Genomic DNA, 22,311 nt, shown 5'->3' with positions numbered 1-22,311 from the left:
CCGCGCCCGACTGCGGGTTCGGAACGCAGGCCGGCATCGGAATGGTCGACCCCGAGATCGCGTGGGCGAAACTCGAGGCGCTCGTCGAGGGCGCCGACATCGCAAGCGGGCGACTCTCCCGATAACCCCGGCGGCCTTCTCCGACCTCCCCCGATTCGAGTCGTATTCCCCTGACTAGGTCACGAAAGCTAGTACGATAGCGTCCGTTCCGCGTTCGAACGCCAGCGGTCGTACCATTGATCGACGATCAAGGGGCGCCGATGCGATCTCTGCGGCGTTTCCAGCGCGCATAGCGACTCCATAGTCGAATGAACCGTCCGTTAGGCCGTTTATAGGGATATAGGTGCTGGCCGTAGGGACGGCTGCTGGCACGCGCCAGTACGGGATAGTGATACCCGATGCCTCCCCGCCGAACGGCGGGGTTTCCGTTTCGAGCCGCGCGTTTGCCATCCCTTGCGTTCGTCGCTGCCCATTCGAGTCCGAGACTTCGACCGCCACCGTGCCGGCCGAACGCGGGGCGTTCGATCGGCTCTCAGCCCTCCCCCTCGATCCGGACGCCCTCTGAGAGCGTTACGATCGCCTCTTCTTCGTCCGGGAGGAGACGCGGGTAGACGCCGAAGACGACGACGAACGCCTCCTCGCCCTCCGCGAGGGCAGTATGGACGAACACGTCGATCCCGGTACTCGAGAACGTCGCCTCGCCCTCGAATTTCGAGAGGGTGACCTCCTCGTCGAACATCCGGACGGTCCGGCGGTCGACCTCCTCGCCGATCGAGAGCTCCTCGTACTGCGATTGGGCGCGGTTCGCGAGCTCGCGGTTGTCCATCTCCGCGATCGGGTTGAACGTCCGGCCGAACATCGAGGCCGCCGGCGTACACAGTGTCGCGAAGACGGCCGCGCGAGCCTCGCCGAGCGGTGCTATGTCGATCGCCCTGTGGTACTCCGAGAGGCGGTTGACGGCCTCGACGTCGCGGCTCTGGCCTGCGGCCTCGACGGTGCGCGTCTCCTCGATCACCTCGGTCCCGTCGAGTTCGTAGCCCGTCTCCCCGAGTGCGGCGTTCGAAACGGCGGTCTCGGGGGCGACGAACCGATCGGGATCCTCACCGAACCCGCCGAGACAGCCGCTGCTGCCGACGAGCGCGAGCGCGGCGAGCGAACACAGCCTCCGACGGGTTTGCGCCATTGCTGTCGCCGATTGTTCGCGAGTTCGTATAAAGACGGTGGCGTGGCGTCCGACCTGCGCTGGCTCAGAGCCGGTAGCTCGGTTCGTTCCCGTCGTCATTAACTCCCGCCCCGAGGGCTTCGAGATCGTCGCGAAGCGCGTCGGCGCGCTCGCAGTTGCCCGCTTCGTGGACCCGAAGGACGAGTTCGACGAGATCCTCGGCGAGGTCGACCCGGCCACCCTCGTCCGTGCCGAAGGAGAGTCCGAAGAGCCGGCGGTCGCACGGTCGGTCCGGTTCGAACTGCAGATCCTGTTTGCGGCGATGAGACCGACGGTCGTGAGCACGACCGCCGGTCACAGACGAGGTCGTCGCCACCACCGAGACCGAACTCGATGCGGGTGCGAACCTGAACTACCACGAGGAGACTGCAGTCGGCAACCTCGTCACCGACGCGATGCGCGAGAAGGCCGATGCTGACGTCGCCATCACGAACGCCGGCGGCATCCGCTCGGACGCCGCCTACGGGCCGGGCGGACTCACCGGCGGCGACGTGTTCAACGTGCTCCCGTTCGACAACACGCTCACGACGGTCGAACTGACGGGCGCGGAACTGATCGAGACGCTCGTCAGCCAGGTCGTCACCCTGGAAAGCGAGACGGGCGAACAGTACGGTACGGAGGTCAGCCAGCAGGTCAGCGGCGTCACCTTCGAGTGGATCGGCCACGAAGGGACCGATCTCGTCCGCGACGTCTCGGTTGGCGGCGAACCGCTCGACGACGAGGAGACGTACGCGGTGGCCGTCAACTCCTACATGGCCGGCGGCGGCAGCGGGTACCCGCTTGCGGACAAGCCGGTAATCGAGGACACGGGCGAACTGCTGGCGACGACGACCATCGAGTATCTGGAAGAGCGCGGGACCGTCGCGCCGACCGTCGAGGGACGGATGCGCCGTGTCGACTCGGATTTCGGGACCGCGCCCGAGATCACCCTCGACGACTGCGGTCGGATCGACCTTCACCTCGCGTTCCCGACTGATTTCGGCGGGCTCGCGGGCGACGTCGAACTGTGGACGACCGCCGGCGACACGGTCGAACCCGAAACGGTCGCCGAAACCGGCGACGAACTGATCGTGCGCTTCGACGATGCGGCCGTTCTCGACGCGATCGACGGGGAGAATGCCACCCTCGATGTGTACGCCGAGTACGATTCCACCGAATACGAGCGCGTCTACTTCGAGAGTTCGCGGGCCAACGCCGACATCGCCGCGACGGTCGAGGACCGCGGGCGCGGACGGCCGAACGCGTCGACACCGTAGTCGATTCCGCTCGCCTCCGACTGAACGACGAGCGCGACGACTCCGTCACAGTCGGTGATAGAGCCCCGAATCGGGATCGAGCAGTCGATCGGCTTCCACGCGGATCGTTCGCGAATCGATCCGCGTCACGCCCATCGCGACCGGAAGGCGTCCCCGAAGGGGCGGGACGTACCGTCGTATCCACCCGGCAGCCCGGTCGATCTTCGAGGCGTTTTCGGGCTCGAGATACCGGATCTCCAGCGAATAAGGCGGTTTCAGGTCCGTGTACGGTGGAACGTCGTCCAGATTCCTGATGGCGGCTGCGGCGCGGTCGCGGATCTCCGCCTCGACCTCCTTGGGGTCGCGGTGGCGCGCGGACTCCCGTCCCGTGCCGTACTTCGTGACCGTCGTTTCGATGTCCGGGACGAACTGTCGGGCCTCGAGAACCGTCTTGTCGTCGCCGGCGACGAACACCGTGGGAACGCCCTGTCGGCCGGCGATCAGCGCTCGGCAGGCGAACTCGCCGACGAACACCCCATTGAGCTTGTAGTAGTCGATCGAGAGCGACGAGTAGGTGTGACACAGCGGCCCGTTTGGCGTGCCGGCCATCGCGTGCTGGCCGACGAACACCACCGCATCGTGATCCCCGAGGTGGAAGTACGGGCGCCCGCTCGCGAGGTAACGCCCGCCAACGAGGTCGCCCTCCCGCAGTCCGCCGCTGCCATGGCCGTCCCAGACGTCGATTGCGGCATCGGGTGCGACCGACCGGACGCCTTCGATACAGGCGTTGACCTCGCTGGCGAGTCGGTCCATCGCGCCCCGTTTTCGCTCGATCCGTCCCGTCCGTGTCTGCCGGAAGGAATCGACCCCTGCCGGCCCCTCCAGGTCCGTGACCACGAGTACGTGCACGCTATCTGGTGTCTATCCGATCCGCGATAATAAGCGACTAGCGCCGTCGTTCCTAGTGGGTGTGGCCGGTCATCTCCGCGAAGGGGGCGCCGAACCGTTCCTCGAACGCCGCCATGGTCCCTTTCTCGACCGCTGAACCTCCTCGCTGGGGTCGCCCTGTGAGTGGGTGGGTGATCGCGTGGATCTGCTGTGCACGGAGACAGCACCGCGAGATCGTCGATCGTCTCTGCGGGCGTCTGAGCGAGCAGAGCTCGCGGCGTGTGATGGTCATCGCTGTACCCGTTGTCCATCCCGCGATAAGGACCGTGGCGGTCCACTCGATCCGTTACCCAATCGTGAGCTACGAGCGCCGCTCCGACAGCCGGTAGGTGCTCTCCTCTCCCTCGTCCTCGACACCCACCCCAAGCGATTCGAGGTCCTCCCGGAGCGCGTCGGCGCGCTCGTAGTTGCCCGCCTCGCGTTCCTCCTCGCGGACCCGAAGGACGAGTTCGACGAGGTCCTCGGCGAGTTCGACCCGGCCACCCTCGTCCGTGCCGAAGGAGAGTCCGAAGACGTCCCCACCGAACTCCTCGATGGTCTCGATGGCCCGGCGCAGCCCCCGATAATCGTACTCCGCGTGCGAATCGAGGTGGCGGTTGAGCGCGCCGGCGAGTTCGAGGAGCGCGGCCATCGCCTCGCGAACCCCGAAGTCGTCGTTCATCGCCCGTGCGAACCCCGCGCGTGTCTCCTCGACGGTCGCCCGGAGGTCGCCGTCCTCGACTTTCGTCCGCGCCTCGGGACCGTCCATCGCCTCGGTCGCGCGCTCGTGGGCACGTTCGAGCCGTTCGAAGCGCTCTCGGGCCTCCTCCATCGCCGCCTCCGAGAACGTCTGGTTCGAGCCGTACTCCGTCGAGAGGTAAAACGAGCGGAGCACGTCGGGGCCGAACTCCTCGAGCGCGGCAGAGACGGTGAAGAAGTTGCCCAGACTCGAACTCATCTTCTCGCCCTCGGTTTCGAGCAGGCCCGTATGGAGCCAGTAGTTCGCGAACCGTTCGCCGGTGGCGGCCTCGCTCTGGGCGATCTCGTTCTCGTGGTGTGGGAAGACCAGGTCGTGGCCGCCGACGTGGATGTCGATGGTCTCGTCGAGGTGGGTCATCGCCATCGCCGAACACTCGATGTGCCACCCGGGACGGCCCTCGCCCCACGGCGAGTCCCACGTCTCGCCTTCAGGGGGATGGTCGTGGTCGATCTTCGCGTGCTCGGCGATGGCACTTTCGGAGACGCCGCCGGCCTTCCAGAGCGCGAAGTCGGCGGGGTGGCGCTTCTCGCTTCGCTCCTCGGGGTCGCCCTGGGATTCGAGGTCCTCGACGTCCTGGTTCGAGAGTGTGCCGTACTCCTCGAAGCTGGTGACGTCGAAGTAGACCGAACCGTTCGACTCGTAGGCGTGACCCGATTCGAGCAGGCGCTCGATCAGCGCGACGATCTCGGGGACGTGCTCGGAGACGCGCGGATAGACCGTCGCGCGCTTCAGGTTGAGCCCGCGCATGTCGGCGATCGTCCCCTCGATGAAGTGGCGTGCGACGTCGAGTTCGCTCCCGCCGAGGTCGTCCTCGCCGACCCGGGCGGCGATCTTCTCGTTGACGTCGGTGAAGTTCTCGACGTGACGAACGTCGTAGCCCTCGTGTTCGAGCCAGCGACACATCACGTCGGCGTGGACCCACACCCGGGCGTGACCGAGGTGGGCGTCGTCCGAGACCGTCAGTCCGCAGACGTACAGCAGGACCTCCTCGTCCGCCCCGGTCGATCGAAACTCCTCGCGCTCGTCCGAGAGCGTGTTCGTCACGGACAGCATCACCCGATACGTCGCCGGGCGCGCCTTTCAACCCGTCGGTCGGGTTTCCGGCGGCGCGTTCGGCGCTCGACTATATAAACACCTATCGTGCAGGAGAACACACTGTTATGAGATGAAGTCGGTGCGACCGGCGGAGGGGCCGATCAGAGTGTTACATGTCGACGACGACGAGGCCTTCCTGCGGCTCACGCAGACGTCCCTGACGGAGGTCGATTCCGAGATCCACCTTCGACAGACGATCGATCCGACGGCGGTACTCGACCGGATCGGGAGCGAGAGCGTCGAGTGCGTCGTCAGCGACTACCAGATGCCGGGACTCACGGGCGTCGATCTCCTCGGCCGGGTTCGCGAATCGTATCCTCGACTCCCGTTCGTCCTCTTTACCGGACAGGGGAGCGAGCAGGTCGCAAGCGAGGCGATCTCGGCGGGCGTCACGGACTACGTCTCGAAGGGCAGCGGGCTCGAAGGGTTCGAACTGCTCGCAACCCGCATTCGAGGGGCCGTCGAACAGCGCCGGGTCGAGCGGGCCCTCGAAGAGACCCGCGAGAGCTACGAGCGACTGCTCGAAACCGCCCCCGACGCGATCCTCGTCGTCGACGCCGAATCCGGGAGGCTTTTGGAGGTCAACACTGCCGCCGAGGAACTGTTCGGTCGCCCGCGCGAGGAGCTTCGGGGCCTCCACCAGACCGAACTCCACCCCGAGGACGACCGGGGGTACTACGTCGACGTCTTCGAGGAACACGCCGAATCGAGCGGCGTGATCCGCGACGACCGCGACCTCGTCGTCGTCCACGCCGAGGGCCACGAGATCCCCGTCGAGATCAACGCCGCGACCATCGAGTTCGGCGACCGGCGCGTCGTCCAGGCGATCTTTCGGGATCTGCGCGGGCGAACGTAGGTCGATCCCTCGAGCGAGCGTTCGACAGTAACTCCTATGCGTTCGCCGTCGCTAGCGACGACCATGCAGGCACTCGTCATCGTCGGCCACGGGTCGCACCTCAACCCCGGCTCGTCGAAACCGACGTTCTCGCACGCCGATACGATCCGCGAGACCGGAGTCTTCGACGAGGTCCGCGAGGCGTTCTGGAAGGAAGAGCCCTCCTTTCGGGAGGTGCTTCGCACCCTCGAAAGCGACGAGGTCTACGTCGTCCCGCTGTTCGTCAGCGAGGGCTACTTCACCGAGCAGGTCATCCCCCGCGAACTCCGCCTCGAAGGCTGGGACGTCTCGGCATGGGACTCAGAGGACGGCGTCAGTGCGGATCACGCCACCCTGAAAGCCAGCGACGTCGAAAAAACGGTCCACTACTGCGGGCCCGCGGGCACCCACGACTCGATGAGCGACGTGATCGTCCGGCGCGCGGAGTCGATCGCCGGCGACCCCGACGTTGGGGAGGGGTTCGGCCTCGCGATCGTCGGCCACGGTACGGAGCGAAACGAGAACAGCGCGAACGCGATCCATTACCACACCGAGCGGATCCGCGACTCGGGTCGGTTCGACGAGGTGAAGGCGCTGTTCATGGACGAGGAGCCGGAAGTCGACGACGTCACCGACTTCTTCGAGAGTCCCGACGTGGTCGTCGTTCCGCTCTTCATCGCCGACGGCTTTCACACCCAGGAGGACATCCCCGAGGACATGGGTTTGACCGAGGACTACCGGACGGGCTACGAGGTTCCCGCGGAGGTAGCGGGCCACCGGATCTGGTACTCGGGCGCGGTCGGTACCGAACCCCTGATGGCCGACGTGTTGCTCGAACGTGCCGCCGAGGCCGGCGCGGACGTGAGCGGCGCGCCGGACGGCGAACGGGAGCCCGGTGCGGGGGTCGCAGGCGACTGATGAACGCCCCACAGCTCGACGCGTTCGTCTCGAGCGCCTCGGCGGGCATCGAGTTCGACGACCTCACGGTCTCGCCGACCGACGACCGCTATCGCGCCGAGATCCCCGGCGATCGCCTCGAAACCGACGAGAAGGGGCTTCGAAAGTTCGCCGAGGAGAACCCCTGGTACGTCTCGAACTGGTACTACTGGACCCGCGCCGTCGGACCCGCGGGCGCGCGCTACGCGTTCCTGCGGTGGATCGAGCGCGCCGACGAGCGGCCGGTCGGCGAGCGCTACGAGGCGCTCTCGACGGGCGTCTCGCGGAGCTGGGGCCAGCTCCGGATCACCGCGAGCCTCGGCGAGGACGGCAAGCGCCGCTACGCGCTCCGGCACGTCGACGACGAGAACAGCACGGGCCTCGAGAGCTACAGCGATCCGCTGGCGGCTCGCGAGCTCGTCAAGCACGACGACCGGGGGCGATATCGGCCGCTCTCGACCGCTCCCACCCTTCCGACCGGCTGGGAGTACCCCGATCTCAGCGGGGACGACCTCGTTCGGACGGTCGATTTCGTCTACCCCGCGACCGTCGAGAACTGGCACCGCGAGCGCGAGGGCGAACTCGACGTAACGCACTTTCGTGAGGCCGCCGAGCGCCAGTCGGGGATCTATTCGATCGTCTCGCAGCTCTCGGTCGAAGAGCTCGAAGCCGCCGCCGAGACCTGCTGTGTCGATTCCCACTGTCTCAAACGCCGACAGTGGGACGAGGACGAGGAGACCGCCCTCGACGTCGAGCGTGGATCGGGCGAGTTCCCCTGTCGAGAGCCGTGCTCGCTGTTCATCACCGCCGCCCGGAAGTTCGTCACGCTGGGCCGCGAGGACACCCGAAGCTACGAGTTCGATCTCACACCCACGGAAAAAGAACAGATCGAGGAGATCATCGACGCGGTCGCGGAGGGACGAACCGACGAGATCCGCGAGGCCGACCTCAACGAGGGGGCGAACCGCTACCGGGCGCGCTACCTCCGGGCGCGACGACTGGAAGACGGGGAGCTGTCGGGGACGCCGACCTACCCCGACGATCAGGCATAAAGGAGCACAACCGCGCCCGCAACAGCTAGAAGAACGATCCCGGCGCCGAGTATCACCGCCGGGTTGCCCGCGATCAGCGAGCCGACGACGACGAGCAGCAAGGCGAGGACGACGAGCCCGCCTGCGGCGATTGCCCGCGTCGGAAGCGTCGTCTCGGTCGTCCGTTCGGGCTGGTCTCGCGTCCGCGGTTTGGGTTTCGAGAGCCGCTCGTCGACCTCGACGGGGACCTTCTCGGTGGGTTCGTCGGGCGGGATCAGGGAGATGTCGATGACCGCCGTCTCGGCTCCGTACCCGGTGACGACCTTCAGTCGCCCGCTGACGGGCCGGCTTCGCTGGTCGACGCTGGCTTCGATTCGGTGGGTGCGCCCGGCCTCGACGAAGTGGTTGCCGCCGTCGAGCGAGATCGCGTCGGCGAGACCGTCATCGATATTGAGGTGGACGTGGGTCGCCGAGCCGTGGTTGGTGAGTTCGACCGTGAAGCTCTCGCTGGTTTCGAACTGGCGGACCCCCGGCTCGATCGAGTGGACCGACCGGCGGTTGATCTCGACGGGCAGCGTCCGTGCCACGGTCGGTTAGGCCGCTGCGTCCTCGCGCATATCCGGCGGTAGGAGGTTCGGAATGCCGTCCTCGATCGAGTAGACCTCACCGCAGTCGGTACAGGTCAGTGTCCCCTCGAGGACCTCCTCGCCGTCGCGTTCTTCGACATCGAGTTCGAGATCGGCTTTGTCGATCGGACAGCAGATAATCTCCATCAGCGACTCCTTCATCGACCCTCACCTGCGCCATACATGGCTCAATCGACGGTAGCGGGTGGGAAAAGTATGACGGGTTCGTGCCGAGCGAACTATACCGATAGGGGAGAACCCACACGTATGCCAGACGGCGTCGTCCTCGCCGGCGGGCGCTCGACCCGTTTCGGAAGCGAGGACAAGGCAACCGCCGACCTCGCGGGCAGAGCGATGATCCGTCGGGTCGGCGACCGACTCGCGGGCGTAACCGACCGACTCGTCGTGAACTGTCGGGCCGACCAGACCGCGGCCATCGAGGCGGCGTTCGCGGGCTACCCGAACTCCGTAGCGATCGCCGAGGACCCTGCCCCCGACGAGGGCCCGATGGCGGGGATCAGGACGGGGCTTTGCGCCACCGAAAGTGAGTACGCCTTCGTCGCGGCCTGCGATATGCCCTTCGTCGATCCGGCGCTCGTCACTCATCTGTTCGCGCGCGCCGAGGGACACGACGCCGCGGTCCCTCGCGTAGGCGACGGCTGGTTTCAACCAACACATGCCGTCTATCATGCCGAATCGATGGCCGACGCCTGTGAGCGCGCGCTCGCGGCGGGCGAGCGAAAGGTGATCGCGCCGCTGGAATACGTGAACTACGTCGTGATCGAGGAAGAAGAGGCGCGAGAACACGCCGCCCTCGACACCTTCGAGAACCTGAACACCCGCGAGGAGTTCGAGCGGGCGGCGGAGCGATTCAGATGACGTCGATGACCTCGCTTTCGGCCATCCGCGCGAGCACCACGTGCTCGACGTCCGCACGTTCGTGAATCTCGTGGGCGATCTCGCGGGCGACGGGCTCGTCCTCGTCGGTATCGACCTTGTTCAACAGCGGGATCGCCGTCGCGTCTTCGGGAACGCCCTTTATCCCTCCTTCGGGGCTCGCGAGCACCGCGGCGACCGTCTCGGGCGTGATCTCCTCGCCGGTTTCGATCCCTGCGACGGCCGCGACGCGCTCGGGCCGGTGGACGACACCGTCGTCGAGCGGCTTGCCGACCGCGTGGACGCTCGCGATCGGGAGCACCGTACTCGCGTTTCGCGGAAGTTGGGGCTCCCGCTCGTCGGGTGCCTTGAACTCGCGCATGCGCGCGCCGTCGGCCTTGACGAACAGCGGAGCGTCCGTTTCCCGGGCGAGGTCCGCGACGACCTCCCGATCGTAGCCCCGGTAGCGATCCTCGAACTCGCGCTCCGGAACGACGCCGAGGGGCCACTCGTCGTTCCGCTCGATCGCGCTCGCCGGGTCGTCGGTGACGGCGACGCGCGCGACGTGCGGGTCGAAGATCGGGATTCGGACGGTAGCAGTGACGACCGCCCGATCGAGCGCGTTCGCCAGCGCGTACAGCGTCGTCTTCTTTCCCCCTGCGCCGACGGCACAGGTAAGCCCGTCGGACGGCAGTGCCTCCGTAAGCTCCATATCCGCACTACTGCGGCGGCTCCGATACCGGTTGTGGTCACCGGACAACGGTTGTTAGCCGTTAGTAAGTCATTAACAACCAGGACTATAACGGTGGCTCCCTTCTACTGACCGAGGGATCACAATGTCAATGGATGCCGTAGTCTATCAGGGACCGCACGACGTGGCGGTGGAGGAAGTGGACGAGCCCGAGATCGAACACCCCAACGACGTGGTGATCGACATCACGACGACCTGTATCTGTGGCTCCGATCTCCACATGTACGAGGGGCGAACCGACGCCGAGCCGGGGATCGTCTTCGGCCACGAGAACATGGGGATCATCGACGAGGTGGGAGACGGCGTAAGTACCCTCGAGAAGGGCGACCGGATCGTCCTACCCTTCAACGTCGCCTGCGGGTTCTGTGAGAACTGCGAGGAGGGCTACACGGGCTTCTGTACGAACGTCAACCCCGGATTCGCCGGCGGGGCCTACGGCTACGTCGCGATGGGGCCCTACAAGGGCGGGCAGGCGGAACGACTTCGAGTACCCTATGCGGACTTCAACGCGCTGAAACTGCCGGAGGGCGACGAACACGAGGACTCGTTCGCGCTGCTCGCCGACATCTTTCCGACGGGCTGGCACGGCACCGAACTGGCGAACCTCCAGCCCGGCGAGTCGATCGCGATCTTCGGGGCCGGCCCCGTCGGCGCGATGGCCGCCTACAGCGCCTACATCAAGGGCGCCGCGGAGATTTACATCGTCGATCGGGTACCGAGCAGGCTCGACGCCGTCGAGGAGAACTGCGATGCGATCCCGATCAACTTCGAGGAGGGAGATCCCGTCGAGCAGATCAAGAACGAACACGGCGGTATGGTCGATAAGGGCGTCGACGCCGTGGGCTATCAGGCGATCGACCCGGAGACCGATCCCTCGGACGACGCCTACGACCCAGCGAGGGAAAACCCTGCCGTGGTCCTCAACCAGTTGATTCAGGTGGTGCGCCCGACCAGCGAACTCGGTATTCCGGGACTGTACGTCCCGTCCGATCCCGGCGCGCCCGACGAGATGGCCGCACAGGGCAGGTTGGGCATCGACTTCGGGAAGTTCTTCGAGAAGGGCCTGAAGTGCGGTACCGGCCAGTGTAACGTCAAACAGTACAACCGCGCCCTCCGTGACCTGATCATCGAGGGCCGTGCAGACCCCAGCTGGATCGTCTCACATCGCGTCGGCCTCGCCGAGGCCCCCGAGATGTACGAGGCGTTCGACAACCGCGAGGAGGGCGTTACCAAAGTCCTGCTCGAGCCCTGAGCCGGTCACCGTAGCGACTGCGGCGGCGACAGCGACTCTGGTTTTTTCGACGCTACCCGCGCAGCCACGCCCGGGGATGGCGCTCGCGCAGGTGGTCCTGATACGCCTCGACGACCGCCGAGTGCGAGCCGGCGGTGACCGACCAATCACAGTGCTCGCATCGGCCGACGAGCGATCCCCCGCCCGCGCCGATCGTCGGTCGGTCCGGTTCGTTCATGCTACCTAGTAGCTCCCTACGGTACTCCGCCTGTCGCTCCGAGTCCGGGTCGCGCGACAACCGTTATACTTTCGGACTGCCAACGGGAGTTCATGTGCAAGTACTGCGCCTACAACGCCCACGACGGGTGGGACCAGCTCCTCCAGTACGACGCCACCTATCAGGGCAGTCGAAAGCAGGCGGAGAACTACGGCTTTCACGAGTCCTGGGACGACCTTCGCGAACAGTTCGGCGCCGACGATTAGGGCGGGAACGGATCGGAAACGCCGGTTAGCCCTGATTCGCGTTCCGTCCCGGTCACGAGTGCTGCGTCGAGCGTTTCGCGGATCCCCTCCTCGTCGAGCTCCGTCCCGATGAAGACGAGTTCGGTCCGCCGTTCGTCCTCGGGGTGCCACTCGCCGATCGGCCCGGCCTTGATCGACTCCCCGGCGAGGTTGAACCCCATCACGTCGTCGCGCTCGGCGAGCCGAAAGACCCCCTTCGCTCGAACGATTTCCGTGAGGGTTTCGAACGCCTCGTCGAGGCGCTCGGGGTGGAACGGGCGGCTCTCCCGGTAGACGAACGACTCGACGCCGAGCCCTTCAGCGGGGTGTGTGTGGCCGTGCACCCCGCCGGCGAGCTCGCGCTTCCAGCCGACGTGTCGCTGGGCCTCCCGGAGATCGAACCGTCCGGTTCCGAGCACCCGGCCGGGGTTGATCTCCGAGTACGTCGTCCGGACGATCTCCGCACGCGGCTGGAGGCGTTCGACGATCGCCTCGATCTCCGCCAATTTCTCCTCGTCGACGAGATCCGTCTTGTTCAGCAGGAGGAGGTCGCAGAACTCGATCTGGTCGATCAGGAGCTCGGTCAGCGGGCGCTCGGATTCCTCCCCTTCTGCCTCGGGGATCTCGCCCGCGTCGAACGCCCGCTCGAACTCCGCGGCGTCGATCACCGACACCGTGGTGTCGAGGCGAAATCCTGAAGAACTCCCGTCGTCCGCGTCGCCCCCCTCGTCCTCGGTGAAGGTCCGGGCGACCGGGATCGGCTCGCTGATCCCCGAGGACTCCACCAGCAGGTAGTCGAACTCCCGGGAATCGGCCAGTCGAGTCGCCTCGGTTAACAGGTCCTCGCGCAGCTCACAGCAGATACAGCCGTTCGAGAGGTCGACGATTCCTTCCTCGCTTCCCTCACGTGCAATCAAGTCCGCGTCGACGTTCACCTCGCCCATGTCGTTGACGATCACGGCCACCTCGTAGCCCTCGCGGTTCGTGAGGACGTGGTTCACCAGCGTCGTCTTTCCGGCGCCGAGTGAGCCGCTGACGACCGTCACCGGTATCGGTTCCGCCATACGTGACCAATCGGCGGGGCAGGCAAAAGCGTATCGCGGCTGACCTACCCGTCGGCACCCAGGGCCATTGGATCGTCCTTGAGGACCCCCATCGCGAGCCAGCAGTTCGTGATCGGGTGGTAGCCCGGCTCCACCTCGGGCCCGTGATCCGGCTCCGGCAGTTCGCCCTCGCGGGTAAGGCGTTCGTACCAGTTGCCGTACTGCGGGTTGATCAGGTGGGTGGTGGAGTATTCCCAGAGCCGGTCGTACCACTCGAGATACGAGGGGTCGTGCCGAGCCAACAACGCGCTCGCGCCGATCGCCTCGGCGTGGGCCCAGCCGTACTTCTCGTCGACGATCGGTTCCCCAGAGGTCTCGACCGTGTAGTAGAGCCCCTCATGATTTCCGTCCCAACCCAGCTCCATCGCGGCGTCGAACAGCTCCGTCGCGCGCGTGAGGATCCATTCTTCCTCGCGGTGCTCGGCGAGCAGGCAGAGCAGCTTCGCCCACTCGGCGTGATGACCCGGCTGGTAGCCCGGCGGGCGGAACTGGTGGTCCGGTTCGTCTTCGTTGTGCGAGAGGTCGTGCTGCCAGGAGTCTGTGTAGTGCTCCCACAGCAGGCCGTCGGTTTCGGCGGCGAGTTCACGGGTGAAGCGCTCGGCGATTCTATAGGCGCGATCGAGAAATCGATCCTCCCCGGTGGCCTCGCCCGCGGCCAGCAGCGCCTCGAGAGCGTGCATGTTCGCGTTCGCGCCCCGATAGGACGAGAGCTCCGACCAGTCGGCCGCTGCCCGGTCGGCGTAGAGCCCGTGTTCCGGCTCGAAGAAGCGCTTTTCGAGGACCGAAAACGCCCGGTCGAGTTCCTCGCGCCCGCCGGGAATTCCGGCCTGATGGGCCCGCGCGCCCGCAAGTAGCGCGAACGCGTGACCGTAGCAGTGGCGCGTCCGATCTACCAGTTCCCGTCCGTCGAGCAGCCAGTCGTAGCCCTCGTGCTCGGGGTCCCAATGGACGGTCGAGAGGAATCGAAGGCCGTGCTCGGCCGACTGGCGGCACCATTCGGGACCGTCGGCGAGGGCTCCCAGAGAGAAGTTGTTGATCGTGCGGGCGGTCGCGACGAGGTGTTTCGTGCGCGAATCGTAGACGTATCCCTCCTGCTCGTCGAGCTGGGCGACGTAGCCGCCGACCCGTGTGTCGATGCAGTCGGGATGGTAGAAGTTCAGGACGTCACGAAAGGCGTGGCGGAGCCCTTCGCGGGTGCGATAGACGTTCATGGCTGGCGTCGCGTTCGCCGGAGCATATAATGTCGGGGTCGACGTACCGACGAATGCTCGGGTCGCTCAGTCGTCCGCCGGCGCGTCTCCGGCGGGCTCGATGCCGACCTCGATCTCGGCGGCGGCGGCCTTGTACTCGGGGATCTTCGCCCGTTCGTCGAGCACGTCGTTCGTCAGCTTGTTCGCCGAGGCCGCGGCGAAGTGGGGCGTCGTCCAGATCGAGCCCTCCTTGATGTCCTCGGTGACCTGGGCCTCGACGGTGATCTCGCCGCGCCGCGAGCGGATCGTCACCTCCTGGCCGTCCTCGATGCCGTATCGTTCGGCGTCGTTCGGGTGGACGTCGACGAAGTTCTCGGGGTGCTGGCGGTTCAGCGTCGGCGAGCGGCGGCTCATCGTCCCCGTGTTGTAGTGCTCCTCCAGTCGAGCCGTCGTGAGGATCAGCGGGTACTCCTCGTCGGGCGTCTCGGCCGGCGGGGTGTGATTGACGCCCTCGATGTGGCCCAGTCCACTCTCGGTGTCGAAACTGTCCTCGTAGAGGTACTGGTCGCCCGCGTCGCCCTCCTCGTAGCAGGGCCACTGGATCCCCTCCTCGCCGAGCGCGTCGTAGGTCATCCCGTGGTAGCTCGGGCACACGAGTCGAAGCTCCTCGAAGACCTCTTCAGGGTCCGAGAAGTCGAAGCCGCCGTCCTCGCCGAACAGTCTGGTGCCGATCTCGGAGACGATCTCGAGGTCGTGTTTCGTGTTCTCGTGGACCTTCTGGACGGGACGCATCCGCTGGACTCTCCTGTCGGTATTCGTGACCGTCCCGCCGCGTTCGGCCCACGTCGTCGCCGGCAGGACCACGTCGGCGTACTTAGCCGTCTCGGTCATGAAGATGTCCTGGGCGACGATGAACTCCAGCTCCTGGATCCGTTCCGCGACGTCGTTGGCGTCGGGCTCGCTCATTACGGGGTTCTCGCCCATGACGTACAGTCCCTTGACCGACTCGCCGAACTCGTGGGATATCTCGACGTTCGTCAACCCCGGCTCCGGGGGCACGTCGAAGCCCCAGACGTCCTCGACGCTCTCCCTGGCTTCATCGTCGTCGACGAGCTGATAGCCCGGAAGGACGTTCGGCATCGCGCCGACGTCGCAGGTCCCCTGGACGTTGTTCTGGCCGCGAAGCGGGTTGACGCCGGTGCCGGGCTTGCCGAGGTTGCCCGTGATCAGCGCGAGGTTGATCTCGTTCTGGACGTTGTCGACGCCGCAGGCGTGCTGGCTCATCCCCATCCCGGTGAAGACGGCGGCGTTGTCCGCGGAGGCGTACTTCTCGGCGGCGAGTTCGATGTCCTCCAGCGGGACGCCACACTCCTCGGCGGCGGCCGCCGCATCGAAGCCTTCGAGGGTCTCCTTCAGGTGCTCGAAGCCCTCGGTGCGCTCCTCGATGAACTCCTCGTCGATCCACCCCTCGTCGGGGTTCTCCTCGTGCTTTTCGAGGATCGTCTTGAGGACGATATTGAGGAGCGGGATGTCCGTTCCCGGTTCGAGCTGAAGGTGCATGTGGCGGTCGGTCTCGCTTATCTTGAACGACCGCGTCGTCTTGTTCGCGTGCGGGTCGACCTGGATGACCGTCGCACCCTCCAACACCGCCTGTCGGAAGTAGACGCTGTTGGCGATCGGGTGCTGTTCGCCCGGATTGGCCCCTTGGATCCAGAAGACGTCGGCCTCCTCGCGGAGGTCCTTCATGCTGTTGGTCATCGCGCCCGCGCCGAGGCTGGTTCGGAGTGCCCACACCGTCGAGGCGTGGCACATCCGCGTGCAGTTGTCGACGTTGTTCGTCCCGTACCGGCGCGCGAGCTTCTGGAGGAGGTAGTTCTCCTCGTTCATCGTCTTCGACGAGCCGTAGAAACCCATCGCGTCGGGACCGTACTCCTCGTGGATGCGTTCGAACTCCTCGGTGATTCGCTCGTAGGCCTCCTCCCACGTCGCCTCGCGGAACTCGCCCTCTTCCTTGATCAGCGGGTCGGTCAGCCGGTCCTCGTGGTCGACGACCTGCGTCGCCGCCCCGCCCTTGATACAGATCTTTCCCTCGTTGACCGGCGCCTCGCCCCACGGCATGAAGCGCATGTCGCCGGGCTCTTCACCGGGTTTCACCTGAATCCCACAGCCGACGCCGCAGTACGGACAGATCGTTTTGACCGGGTCTTGCTCCTCAGACGCCATGATGCTTCCTCCCTCGATGGTCCATCATCTACCATGTAAATGAGTACCACCCACTTAACGCCTGCGCGTGTCCTATCGAGTGATATGTAACGGAGCCCGGTTACGAGGCGAACGTTGAGGACACCGGCCCGCAAATAACCGTGCATGGTACTCACTCGCTCGATGATCGAGGAGGCAGCCGCCGACTACATCGAAGAAGAACCGCTCTATCCGGTCGAGGAGGAGGGGATCGGGACGCTTCCGAGCGCGTTCGCCGAGGGGGAGTTCGGCTTTCGCGACGCCGAATGGGTCGTCCAGTGGTACTACCGGCGGAATCTCGGGGCCTATCCGCAGGACCGCCAGCGCGCGCGCGAGGATCGCTTTGCCGAGAACGAACGGAGCACGACGCGGGAAGCCGTGATCGATGCCGCGAACGCCGAGGCGCTCGACGAGCGAGTCGGACGGCTGACCGAGCTGGCGGGCGTCGATACGCGTGTCGCAAGCGCCTTCCTCCAGTTCATCGACCCCGATCGCTACGTGGCCGTCGACGCCCGAACGTGGACGGTGCTGTACGACGCCGGCGAACTCGACGAGCCGTACCCTGACTCGCCCTCGGTCGAGGAGTACCGGAGGTTTCTCGATGCATGTCGAGCGATCGCCGATGAGCACGGCGTGGACTGCTGGACGCTTTATCGGGCACTGTGGCGGCTCGGACACGAGAACTAGGGGAACGGCTCAGAACGGGGACTCGACCACGACGGTCTGCTCGCGACCGGGACCGACGCCGACGGCGTAGATCGGGGTGTCGAGTTCGGCGCTGACGTACTCTAGATAGGTGCGGGCGTTCTCGGGGATCGCGTCGTAGCCCTCGCGTGCGACGGCCTCCCAGTCGGTCTCGGGCCAGCCGTCGAACCGTCGATAGTTGACCTCACAGCGCGCCCACTGCTTGCTCGTCGAGGGCATCGTCAGGACCTCCTCACCGTCGAGGTCGTAGGAGTGGCCCACTTCGACCTCGTCCATCCCCGCCAGTACGTCGATGTGGTTGATCGCAAGGCCGGTAAAGCCGCTAACGCGGGCGGCATGGCGAATCATCGGTACGTCGAGCCAGCCGACGCGGCGTGGCCGGCCGGTGACGGTGCCGTACTCGCCGCCCTCGTCCCTGATCTGGGTGGCGAGTTCGGCCATCTCGGGGCGTCCGCCGTTCTGGGGCGTCTGGCCGTCGACCGAGCCGAGTTCCGTCGGAAGCTCGCCGGTTCCCACGCGCGTGAGATATGCCTTGACGATCCCGATGACCTCGCCGCGGCCGACCACTGTTGGGCCGACGCCGGTACCGGTTGCCGCATAGCCCGCGGTGGGGTTCGAAGAGGTCACATAGGGATAGTCGCCGTGGTCGATGTCGATCGAGGTGCCCTGTGCGCCCTCGAACATGACGTTTTCACCCGACTCGATACGCTTCGTGAGGTAATCGCCGGCGTTGACGGTCATGCCTTCCTCTGCGAGGCGCTCGCCGTAGCGCCGGTACTGCTCGTAGAGACTGGAGATGTCGAAGGCCTCGTCCGTCGTGGCTCCGAAGACGTCCTCGGCGAGGGCGCGCTTTTGAGGGACGGCGTACTCGAGTTTGGTTCTGAGGGAGTCGGAATCGAGCAGATCGCCGATCCGGATCCCCCGGCGACCGACCTTGTCCTCGTAGGTCGGGCCGATCCCTCGACCCGTCGTACCCGCGTCCAGATCCGAGTCCTCCTTGACGTCCTCCTCGATCCCGTCGAGCACCCTGTGATAGGGCATGATGACGTGGGCGCGCTCGGCGACCTTCACCTGTGGATCCAGCCCCCGCTCTCGCAGGGCATCGATCTCGTCGAACAGCGTCTCGGGGTTGACGACACAGCCGTTGCCGAGCACGCCGACGGTCCCGCGAACCGCACCGCTTGGGACCAGCGAGAGCTTGTACTCCTCGTCGCCGAAGACGACGGTGTGGCCGGCGTTGTCCCCGCCCTGGTACCGCGCGACGACGTCGACGTTCTCGCCGTAGAGGTCGACGACGCCGCCCTTGCCTTCGTCGCCCAACTGTGCGCCGACGATAGTTACGGTCATAGCCGGAGGTTTCGGACCGACCCGCATACCGATTACGATCCGCCGGGCTCCAACCACAACTGTTAATCACTCCCACGACAACTATCAAATCCTCCCGGCAACTCGCCGTATCGACAGCAACTTTTAAAAGTACGAACGACAAGTTAACAAATGCCATGATAGACCGGCTTGAGAAGGAAGTCGATATGTTGGAACGACATCTTCAGGTCCTGAAGATGGTCATCGAAAACGAGCCCATCGGGATCGTGAAGATGTCGAACGAAACGGGGTACCCGCACCACAAGGTCCGCTACTCGCTTCGCGTCCTCGAGGAGGAGAACCTCATCGAACCCTCCAGTCAGGGTGCGATCACCACCGAGCGCACCGAGGAGTTCGTCTCCGAACTCGACGGCAAGCTCGGCGAGACGATCGAGACCCTCGAAGGAATGAAGATCGACGGTGTCGCCGAAGTCGAGAGCTAACCGTTCTACTGCGGTACCGTGGCCATCGCGGGATGCCCCGAATCGGGCAGCCGTCGGTAGGGACGAGGGCGACTAGCCGTCGTGATTCGAGTCGGTACTACAATCTCCCGTAGAACACGCTTCGTTCGGACGCGAGTGTGGCTATATCTTCCGTTCGGCGTCGTCAGCGAGTTCCGCCATCCGCTTTCCGATACGACCCGCACTGGAGAACTCGTCGTTACTCATGGCGCTCGCGAGGGCGTTTCCGAGGACGAACACCGCGTGTTTGTGTTCGCTTTTGGACTTATGGACGTGTGAGGGGTCGACATCGAGTCGATCGTAGGGCGCGAACAGTTCCTCGTCGACGTCCTCTTGACGTTTGAAGTACTCCATGATGGTGACCATCTGGTCGTGGAGTTCCAGAAGCTCGTCTTTGTGCATCGTATCTACCGATATGCGGGTCCAGATGTTAAGAATTTCCCGCGTCATCCGGTCCCATGGCTGGTGTCAGTGGAGGGACGAACGGCCGACGATCAGAAGACGTACTCGTCGTCGTGGCCCATCATTCCGTCCTCCTCGAGTCCGGGCTCCTCGTCCATCTGCGATCCGCCGGTCTTGTAGGCTTTCAGCCCCGCGGAGAGCAGGTCTTCGATGGCCTCGTCACGGGTCGCGAACTCCCCCTGATCGACCATCTGTGCGATTTGCATTTCGAGGTGCTCCGGGACGGTGATTTCTACTTTCGGCATCGGAACAGACGGGGCTTCGACGGAGGCGTATTTAACTCTAACGGGACAATTCATACGAAAACTGGCAAGGAAACCTTTCGATGGGACAATCTCGGTTTCCGGTAGGCATACCCCTCTGGGCCGCCTCCCTTCGTCTATGGACGCGACGGACGTTACCGACCTCTACCGGGAGTTCGGCGGGAAGCGCCTGCCACCGGGCCAGCGAGAGACCTCGAAATTTCCCGTCCTCTCGAAGGGATCGGTCCCCGAATTCGACCCCGAACACTGGGAGTTTACAGTAAGCGGCGCGGTCGAGACCGACCTCTCGTTTTCCTACGAGGAGTTCACTGAGCTTCCAGGGGAGACACAGACCCAGGACTTTCACTGTGTGACCGGCTGGAGCAAGTTCGACTGTGCTTTTACTGGAGTGTCGTTCCCGACGCTGGCCGAACGGGCGGGCGTGCGCGACGACGCAGTCCACGTCATGTTCTCCGCGCTCGACGGCTACACCACGAATCTCCCGCTCGATGCGTGCATGCGCGACGAAGTCCTGTTCACGTGGGAGTTCGACGGGGAGGCGCTGCCGAGAGAGCACGGCGGACCCCTTCGGGTCGTGACACCTCACAAGTACGCCTACAAAGGGGCGAAGTGGGTCGACGGGATCGAGTTCCTCACCGAGCCTGAACGCGGATTCTGGGAGAAACGGGGCTACTCGAACACCGCCGATCCGTGGAACGAGGAACGCTACAGCTGATTCGGGCGGGCGATCGGACGGGGCTCGAACCGTGTCCGATTGAACGGCCGTCTCGACACCGGCTGATCGATCACCGATTCGTCGCACACACACCGGGTTTCCGGTGAAACGGGATCAGAAGGGGGCACCCCTTCTCGAGATTCGTCTCTCTCGAATGACCTCACTACTATCGAACATCCTCCTATTTTATATACTATAGCTGTTTCATAGCCCAGTGGGTTAATCGTCGTACTAGATACAAGGCGATCTATAATCGCCTTTCCTTCCAAAGCTCCAGTCGAACGAACTCTCAGCGCCGTTTCAAGCCGTCCCGGTTAGTCGCGCGTCGTCGAGTGGTTCCCCACCTCGAATCGTTTCACTCGATCCTTCGGCACCAACCTCCGTTTCGACTGGAAGGGGACCCACCCTCGAACCCCGTTTCACCGGAAACCCGGTGTGTGTGCGCTCCCATCGTTGGAGGCGAAACGCAAGCGCTATTTCACCGGAAACGTGGTGTGGACGTATGGTCGAGACGGACGAGTTGTTCATTCGCGATGACCCTATTTTCGTCAACAAGGAGCTTCTGGAGATCAACCACCTCCCCGAGGAGGGTCGGATCGTCGGGCGTGACGAGGAGATCAAGTTACTAGCTAACGCGGTCAATCCCGCGATCTTCGGACAGAGCCCGAGCAACATCCTCATCTACGGGAAGACCGGAACCGGCAAATCGCTGTGTGCGAAACACGTCTCGGGCCGGCTGGTCGACGCCGCCGGAAGCGAGGGGGTGAACGCCGCGTTCGCGTACGTCGACTGCGCGCAGGACACTACCGAAACACAGGCCGTTCAGACGATCGCGAGCGGGTTGAACCGCTCTGAGGAAACCGGGATCAACATCCCTGATAAGGGGATCAGTACCGCGACCTACTACAAACGTCTCTGGCGCATCCTCGACGATTCGTACGACGTCGTGCTCGTCCTTCTCGACGAGATCGACAAGCTCGCCGACGACGCGATCCTCATGCAACTCTCGCGCGCGGGTGAAGCCGGCAAGCTCACCGACTGCAAGATCGGCGTCGTCGGGATCAGCAACAAGATCCGGTACAAAGACCGGATGGACGAGCGGGTGAAATCGAGCCTCTGTGAGCGGGAGTTCGTCTTCCCACCCTATGACGCCTCCCAGTTGGGCGAGATCATGGAGGCGCGCCGGGACGCCTTCCGCGAGGGCGTCCTCGATAACGGCGTGATCCCACGGGCGGCCGCACTCGCCGCACGCGAACACGGTGACGCCCGCAAGGCGATCGACATTCTCAGGTATGCCGGAGAGATCGCCCAATCCACGGGTGCCGACCGCGTTCAGGAGGGGTTCGTCACCGACGCGCGCAAACGCGCCGAGACCGACCGGTTCCGCGAGCTCATCCGTGGCTCGACTCCCCACTCCCGATACGTCCTCCATGCGCTGACGATCCTCTCGTTGAACGACGCGAGCGCCGAGGGGTTTCGGACCACTGCCGTCTACGACGTTTACGAGGAGATCTGCAGACAGGAGGGCGCGGAAGCCCTATCCCTGCGGCGGGTCCGTGACCTGCTCAAGGAACACGCCTTCCTCGACATCATCGAACAGTCCCGCCACAGCGGCGGCAGCGCCGAGGGGAGCTACACCAACCACCGGCTGCTCGAGGACTCGACGGTGGTTCGGGACGTGCTGATCGACCAGAGTTGAGGGGCCGGACAGTCAGGCGATCGTCCACCCGTTCACCGGAAA

At 65.0% G+C, this 22,311-nt stretch carries 25 protein-coding genes and 2 pseudogenes; 12 read left to right on the top strand and 15 right to left on the bottom strand.

The window, feature by feature from the left end; all coding sequences use genetic code 11:
- Positions 1–125: pseudogene (locus tag EAO80_RS20820) on the top strand (methionine synthase); the annotation flags it as partial.
- 407 nt (positions 126–532) lie between these two features.
- On the opposite strand, the gene EAO80_RS11885 reads toward EAO80_RS20820, so the two are convergent.
- Complete coding sequence (locus EAO80_RS11885) at positions 533–1,183, bottom strand: DUF6517 family protein (RefSeq protein WP_122090102.1); 651 nt, start codon at positions 1,181–1,183, stop codon at positions 533–535.
- 64 nt (positions 1,184–1,247) lie between these two features.
- Positions 1,248–1,520 carry a hypothetical protein gene (locus EAO80_RS11880; protein ID WP_211330700.1) on the bottom strand — a complete coding sequence of 91 codons (273 nt, stop codon included), beginning with the start codon at positions 1,518–1,520 and terminating at the stop codon, positions 1,248–1,250.
- A 19-nt stretch (positions 1,521–1,539) separates the two neighbouring features.
- Here EAO80_RS11880 and EAO80_RS11875 point away from each other — a divergent pair.
- A pseudogene (locus tag EAO80_RS11875) lies at positions 1,540–2,478 on the top strand (5'-nucleotidase C-terminal domain-containing protein); the annotation flags it as partial.
- Between the two features lie 45 nt (positions 2,479–2,523).
- Here the strand turns inward: EAO80_RS11875 and EAO80_RS11870 are convergent.
- The 3 genes from EAO80_RS11870 to cysS all read right to left on the bottom strand — a co-directional run bounded on the left by EAO80_RS11870 (position 2,524) and on the right by cysS (position 5,200).
- Positions 2,524–3,366, bottom strand: a complete 843-nt coding sequence (locus tag EAO80_RS11870; RefSeq protein WP_122090100.1) for a M55 family metallopeptidase — start codon at positions 3,364–3,366, stop codon at positions 2,524–2,526.
- A 52-nt stretch (positions 3,367–3,418) separates the two neighbouring features.
- Positions 3,419–3,637, bottom strand: coding sequence for a DUF7545 family protein (locus tag EAO80_RS11865; protein ID WP_245998603.1), 219 nt, complete (start codon positions 3,635–3,637; stop codon positions 3,419–3,421).
- Positions 3,638–3,706: 69 nt separating this feature from the next.
- Positions 3,707–5,200, bottom strand: a complete 1,494-nt coding sequence (cysS, locus tag EAO80_RS11860) for a cysteine--tRNA ligase (protein ID WP_122090099.1) — start codon at positions 5,198–5,200, stop codon at positions 3,707–3,709.
- Between the two features lie 109 nt (positions 5,201–5,309).
- Between cysS and EAO80_RS11855 the strand changes: the two genes are divergently transcribed.
- The 3 genes from EAO80_RS11855 to EAO80_RS11845 all read left to right on the top strand — a co-directional run bounded on the left by EAO80_RS11855 (position 5,310) and on the right by EAO80_RS11845 (position 8,101).
- A complete protein-coding gene (locus tag EAO80_RS11855) occupies positions 5,310–6,095 on the top strand; it encodes a PAS domain S-box protein (protein WP_122090098.1) in 786 nt (261 codons plus the stop codon).
- 63 nt (positions 6,096–6,158) lie between these two features.
- Positions 6,159–7,031, top strand: coding sequence for a CbiX/SirB N-terminal domain-containing protein (locus tag EAO80_RS11850; RefSeq protein ID WP_122090097.1), 873 nt, complete (start codon positions 6,159–6,161; stop codon positions 7,029–7,031).
- Positions 7,031–8,101 carry a DR2241 family protein gene (locus tag EAO80_RS11845; protein WP_122090096.1) on the top strand — a complete coding sequence of 357 codons (1,071 nt, stop codon included), beginning with the start codon at positions 7,031–7,033 and terminating at the stop codon, positions 8,099–8,101. Before EAO80_RS11850 ends, EAO80_RS11845 begins: the two co-directional genes overlap by 1 nt.
- Here the strand turns inward: EAO80_RS11845 and EAO80_RS11840 are convergent.
- Positions 8,092–8,667: a DUF7524 family protein gene (locus EAO80_RS11840; RefSeq protein WP_122090095.1), complete on the bottom strand. Its 576-nt coding sequence runs from the start codon at positions 8,665–8,667 to the stop codon at positions 8,092–8,094. The genes EAO80_RS11845 and EAO80_RS11840 overlap by 10 nt on opposite strands.
- 6 nt (positions 8,668–8,673) lie before the next feature.
- On the bottom strand, positions 8,674–8,868 hold the full coding sequence (locus EAO80_RS11835; protein WP_122090094.1) for a methytransferase partner Trm112: 195 nt from the start codon (positions 8,866–8,868) through the stop codon (positions 8,674–8,676).
- A 105-nt stretch (positions 8,869–8,973) separates the two neighbouring features.
- Here EAO80_RS11835 and EAO80_RS11830 point away from each other — a divergent pair, with 105 nt between their 5' ends.
- The gene (locus tag EAO80_RS11830; RefSeq protein WP_122090093.1) at positions 8,974–9,585 is read left to right on the top strand and encodes a molybdenum cofactor guanylyltransferase; all 612 of its coding nucleotides are present in this window, start codon (positions 8,974–8,976) and stop codon (positions 9,583–9,585) included.
- Here the strand turns inward: EAO80_RS11830 and yqeC are convergent.
- Complete coding sequence (gene yqeC / locus EAO80_RS11825) at positions 9,578–10,294, bottom strand: selenium cofactor biosynthesis protein YqeC (protein WP_122090092.1); 717 nt, start codon at positions 10,292–10,294, stop codon at positions 9,578–9,580. The genes EAO80_RS11830 and yqeC overlap by 8 nt on opposite strands.
- 130 nt (positions 10,295–10,424) lie before the next feature.
- Here yqeC and EAO80_RS11820 point away from each other — a divergent pair, with 130 nt between their 5' ends.
- Complete coding sequence (locus EAO80_RS11820) at positions 10,425–11,585, top strand: glutathione-independent formaldehyde dehydrogenase (RefSeq protein WP_122090091.1); 1,161 nt, start codon at positions 10,425–10,427, stop codon at positions 11,583–11,585.
- Positions 11,586–11,637: 52 nt separating this feature from the next.
- Here EAO80_RS11820 and EAO80_RS19760 read toward each other — a convergent pair whose 3' ends face one another.
- Positions 11,638–11,802 carry a hypothetical protein gene (locus EAO80_RS19760; protein ID WP_162993986.1) on the bottom strand — a complete coding sequence of 55 codons (165 nt, stop codon included), beginning with the start codon at positions 11,800–11,802 and terminating at the stop codon, positions 11,638–11,640.
- A 92-nt stretch (positions 11,803–11,894) separates the two neighbouring features.
- Between EAO80_RS19760 and EAO80_RS11815 the strand changes: the two genes are divergently transcribed.
- The gene (locus tag EAO80_RS11815) at positions 11,895–12,047 is read left to right on the top strand and encodes a hypothetical protein (protein WP_162993985.1); all 153 of its coding nucleotides are present in this window, start codon (positions 11,895–11,897) and stop codon (positions 12,045–12,047) included.
- Here EAO80_RS11815 and EAO80_RS11810 read toward each other — a convergent pair.
- The 3 genes from EAO80_RS11810 to fdhF all read right to left on the bottom strand — a co-directional run bounded on the left by EAO80_RS11810 (position 12,044) and on the right by fdhF (position 16,581).
- A complete protein-coding gene (locus EAO80_RS11810) occupies positions 12,044–13,129 on the bottom strand; it encodes a CobW family GTP-binding protein (protein WP_122090089.1) in 1,086 nt (361 codons plus the stop codon). The genes EAO80_RS11815 and EAO80_RS11810 overlap by 4 nt on opposite strands.
- A 44-nt stretch (positions 13,130–13,173) precedes the next feature.
- Complete coding sequence (locus EAO80_RS11805; RefSeq protein WP_122090088.1) at positions 13,174–14,379, bottom strand: AGE family epimerase/isomerase; 1,206 nt, start codon at positions 14,377–14,379, stop codon at positions 13,174–13,176.
- A gap of 66 nt (positions 14,380–14,445) precedes the next feature.
- Positions 14,446–16,581, bottom strand: a complete 2,136-nt coding sequence (fdhF, locus tag EAO80_RS11800; protein ID WP_122090087.1) for a formate dehydrogenase subunit alpha — start codon at positions 16,579–16,581, stop codon at positions 14,446–14,448.
- 144 nt (positions 16,582–16,725) lie between these two features.
- Here fdhF and EAO80_RS11795 point away from each other — a divergent pair, with 144 nt between their 5' ends.
- Positions 16,726–17,286 carry a hypothetical protein gene (locus tag EAO80_RS11795; protein WP_122090086.1) on the top strand — a complete coding sequence of 187 codons (561 nt, stop codon included), beginning with the start codon at positions 16,726–16,728 and terminating at the stop codon, positions 17,284–17,286.
- 9 nt (positions 17,287–17,295) lie between these two features.
- Here EAO80_RS11795 and EAO80_RS11790 read toward each other — a convergent pair whose 3' ends face one another.
- The gene (locus EAO80_RS11790; protein ID WP_122090085.1) at positions 17,296–18,651 is read right to left on the bottom strand and encodes an adenylosuccinate synthase; all 1,356 of its coding nucleotides are present in this window, start codon (positions 18,649–18,651) and stop codon (positions 17,296–17,298) included.
- A 155-nt stretch (positions 18,652–18,806) separates the two neighbouring features.
- Here EAO80_RS11790 and EAO80_RS11785 point away from each other — a divergent pair, with 155 nt between their 5' ends.
- A complete protein-coding gene (locus EAO80_RS11785) occupies positions 18,807–19,112 on the top strand; it encodes a hypothetical protein (RefSeq protein ID WP_122090084.1) in 306 nt (101 codons plus the stop codon).
- 141 nt (positions 19,113–19,253) lie between these two features.
- On the opposite strand, the gene EAO80_RS11780 is transcribed toward EAO80_RS11785, so the two are convergent.
- On the bottom strand, positions 19,254–19,532 hold the full coding sequence (locus tag EAO80_RS11780; RefSeq protein ID WP_122090083.1) for a UPF0058 family protein: 279 nt from the start codon (positions 19,530–19,532) through the stop codon (positions 19,254–19,256).
- 92 nt (positions 19,533–19,624) lie between these two features.
- Positions 19,625–19,837 (bottom strand): ribbon-helix-helix domain-containing protein, encoded by a 213-nt coding sequence (locus EAO80_RS11775; protein ID WP_122090082.1) that lies wholly within the window; start codon positions 19,835–19,837, stop codon positions 19,625–19,627.
- Positions 19,838–19,973: 136 nt separating this feature from the next.
- Between EAO80_RS11775 and EAO80_RS11770 the strand changes: the two genes are divergently transcribed.
- Both EAO80_RS11770 and EAO80_RS11765 read left to right on the top strand, forming a co-directional pair.
- Positions 19,974–20,570 (top strand): sulfite oxidase-like oxidoreductase, encoded by a 597-nt coding sequence (locus EAO80_RS11770; protein WP_122090081.1) that lies wholly within the window; start codon positions 19,974–19,976, stop codon positions 20,568–20,570.
- 502 nt (positions 20,571–21,072) lie between these two features.
- Positions 21,073–22,269: a Cdc6/Cdc18 family protein gene (locus EAO80_RS11765; RefSeq protein WP_122090080.1), complete on the top strand. Its 1,197-nt coding sequence runs from the start codon at positions 21,073–21,075 to the stop codon at positions 22,267–22,269.
- The last annotated feature ends 42 nt before the right edge of the window (positions 22,270–22,311 follow it).

It is taken from the genome of Halalkalicoccus subterraneus (assembly GCF_003697815.1).
Taxonomy (GTDB): Archaea; Halobacteriota; Halobacteria; order Halobacteriales; family Halalkalicoccaceae; genus Halalkalicoccus; species Halalkalicoccus subterraneus.
Note: the sequence above shows the minus strand (reverse complement) of the source record. Positions and strands in the feature narration are given on the sequence as shown.

What these genes read in the sequence shown, in the direction of transcription:
- EAO80_RS11815 (WP_162993985.1), top strand. Translation starts at nt 11,895, where the DNA reads ATGTGCAAGTACTGCGCCTACAACGCCCACGACGGGTGGGACCAGCTC.
- EAO80_RS11770 (WP_122090081.1), top strand. Translation starts at nt 19,974, where the DNA reads ATGGACGCGACGGACGTTACCGACCTCTACCGGGAGTTCGGCGGGAAG.
- EAO80_RS11775 (WP_122090082.1), bottom strand. Translation starts at nt 19,837, where the DNA reads ATGCCGAAAGTAGAAATCACCGTCCCGGAGCACCTCGAAATGCAAATC.
- EAO80_RS11855 (WP_122090098.1), top strand. Translation starts at nt 5,310, where the DNA reads ATGAAGTCGGTGCGACCGGCGGAGGGGCCGATCAGAGTGTTACATGTC.
- fdhF (WP_122090087.1), bottom strand. Translation starts at nt 16,581, where the DNA reads ATGGCGTCTGAGGAGCAAGACCCGGTCAAAACGATCTGTCCGTACTGC.
- EAO80_RS11835 (WP_122090094.1), bottom strand. Translation starts at nt 8,868, where the DNA reads ATGAAGGAGTCGCTGATGGAGATTATCTGCTGTCCGATCGACAAAGCC.
- EAO80_RS11765 (WP_122090080.1), top strand. Translation starts at nt 21,073, where the DNA reads ATGGTCGAGACGGACGAGTTGTTCATTCGCGATGACCCTATTTTCGTC.
- EAO80_RS11850 (WP_122090097.1), top strand. Translation starts at nt 6,159, where the DNA reads ATGCAGGCACTCGTCATCGTCGGCCACGGGTCGCACCTCAACCCCGGC.
- EAO80_RS11830 (WP_122090093.1), top strand. Translation starts at nt 8,974, where the DNA reads ATGCCAGACGGCGTCGTCCTCGCCGGCGGGCGCTCGACCCGTTTCGGA.
- EAO80_RS11805 (WP_122090088.1), bottom strand. Translation starts at nt 14,379, where the DNA reads ATGAACGTCTATCGCACCCGCGAAGGGCTCCGCCACGCCTTTCGTGAC.
- EAO80_RS19760 (WP_162993986.1), bottom strand. Translation starts at nt 11,802, where the DNA reads ATGAACGAACCGGACCGACCGACGATCGGCGCGGGCGGGGGATCGCTC.
- yqeC (WP_122090092.1), bottom strand. Translation starts at nt 10,294, where the DNA reads ATGGAGCTTACGGAGGCACTGCCGTCCGACGGGCTTACCTGTGCCGTC.
- EAO80_RS11865 (WP_245998603.1), bottom strand. Translation starts at nt 3,637, where the DNA reads ATGACCATCACACGCCGCGAGCTCTGCTCGCTCAGACGCCCGCAGAGA.
- EAO80_RS11810 (WP_122090089.1), bottom strand. Translation starts at nt 13,129, where the DNA reads ATGGCGGAACCGATACCGGTGACGGTCGTCAGCGGCTCACTCGGCGCC.
- EAO80_RS11820 (WP_122090091.1), top strand. Translation starts at nt 10,425, where the DNA reads ATGGATGCCGTAGTCTATCAGGGACCGCACGACGTGGCGGTGGAGGAA.
- EAO80_RS11790 (WP_122090085.1), bottom strand. Translation starts at nt 18,651, where the DNA reads ATGACCGTAACTATCGTCGGCGCACAGTTGGGCGACGAAGGCAAGGGC.
- EAO80_RS11785 (WP_122090084.1), top strand. Translation starts at nt 18,807, where the DNA reads ATGATAGACCGGCTTGAGAAGGAAGTCGATATGTTGGAACGACATCTT.
- EAO80_RS11885 (WP_122090102.1), bottom strand. Translation starts at nt 1,183, where the DNA reads ATGGCGCAAACCCGTCGGAGGCTGTGTTCGCTCGCCGCGCTCGCGCTC.
- EAO80_RS11780 (WP_122090083.1), bottom strand. Translation starts at nt 19,532, where the DNA reads ATGCACAAAGACGAGCTTCTGGAACTCCACGACCAGATGGTCACCATC.
- EAO80_RS11845 (WP_122090096.1), top strand. Translation starts at nt 7,031, where the DNA reads ATGAACGCCCCACAGCTCGACGCGTTCGTCTCGAGCGCCTCGGCGGGC.
- EAO80_RS11795 (WP_122090086.1), top strand. Translation starts at nt 16,726, where the DNA reads ATGGTACTCACTCGCTCGATGATCGAGGAGGCAGCCGCCGACTACATC.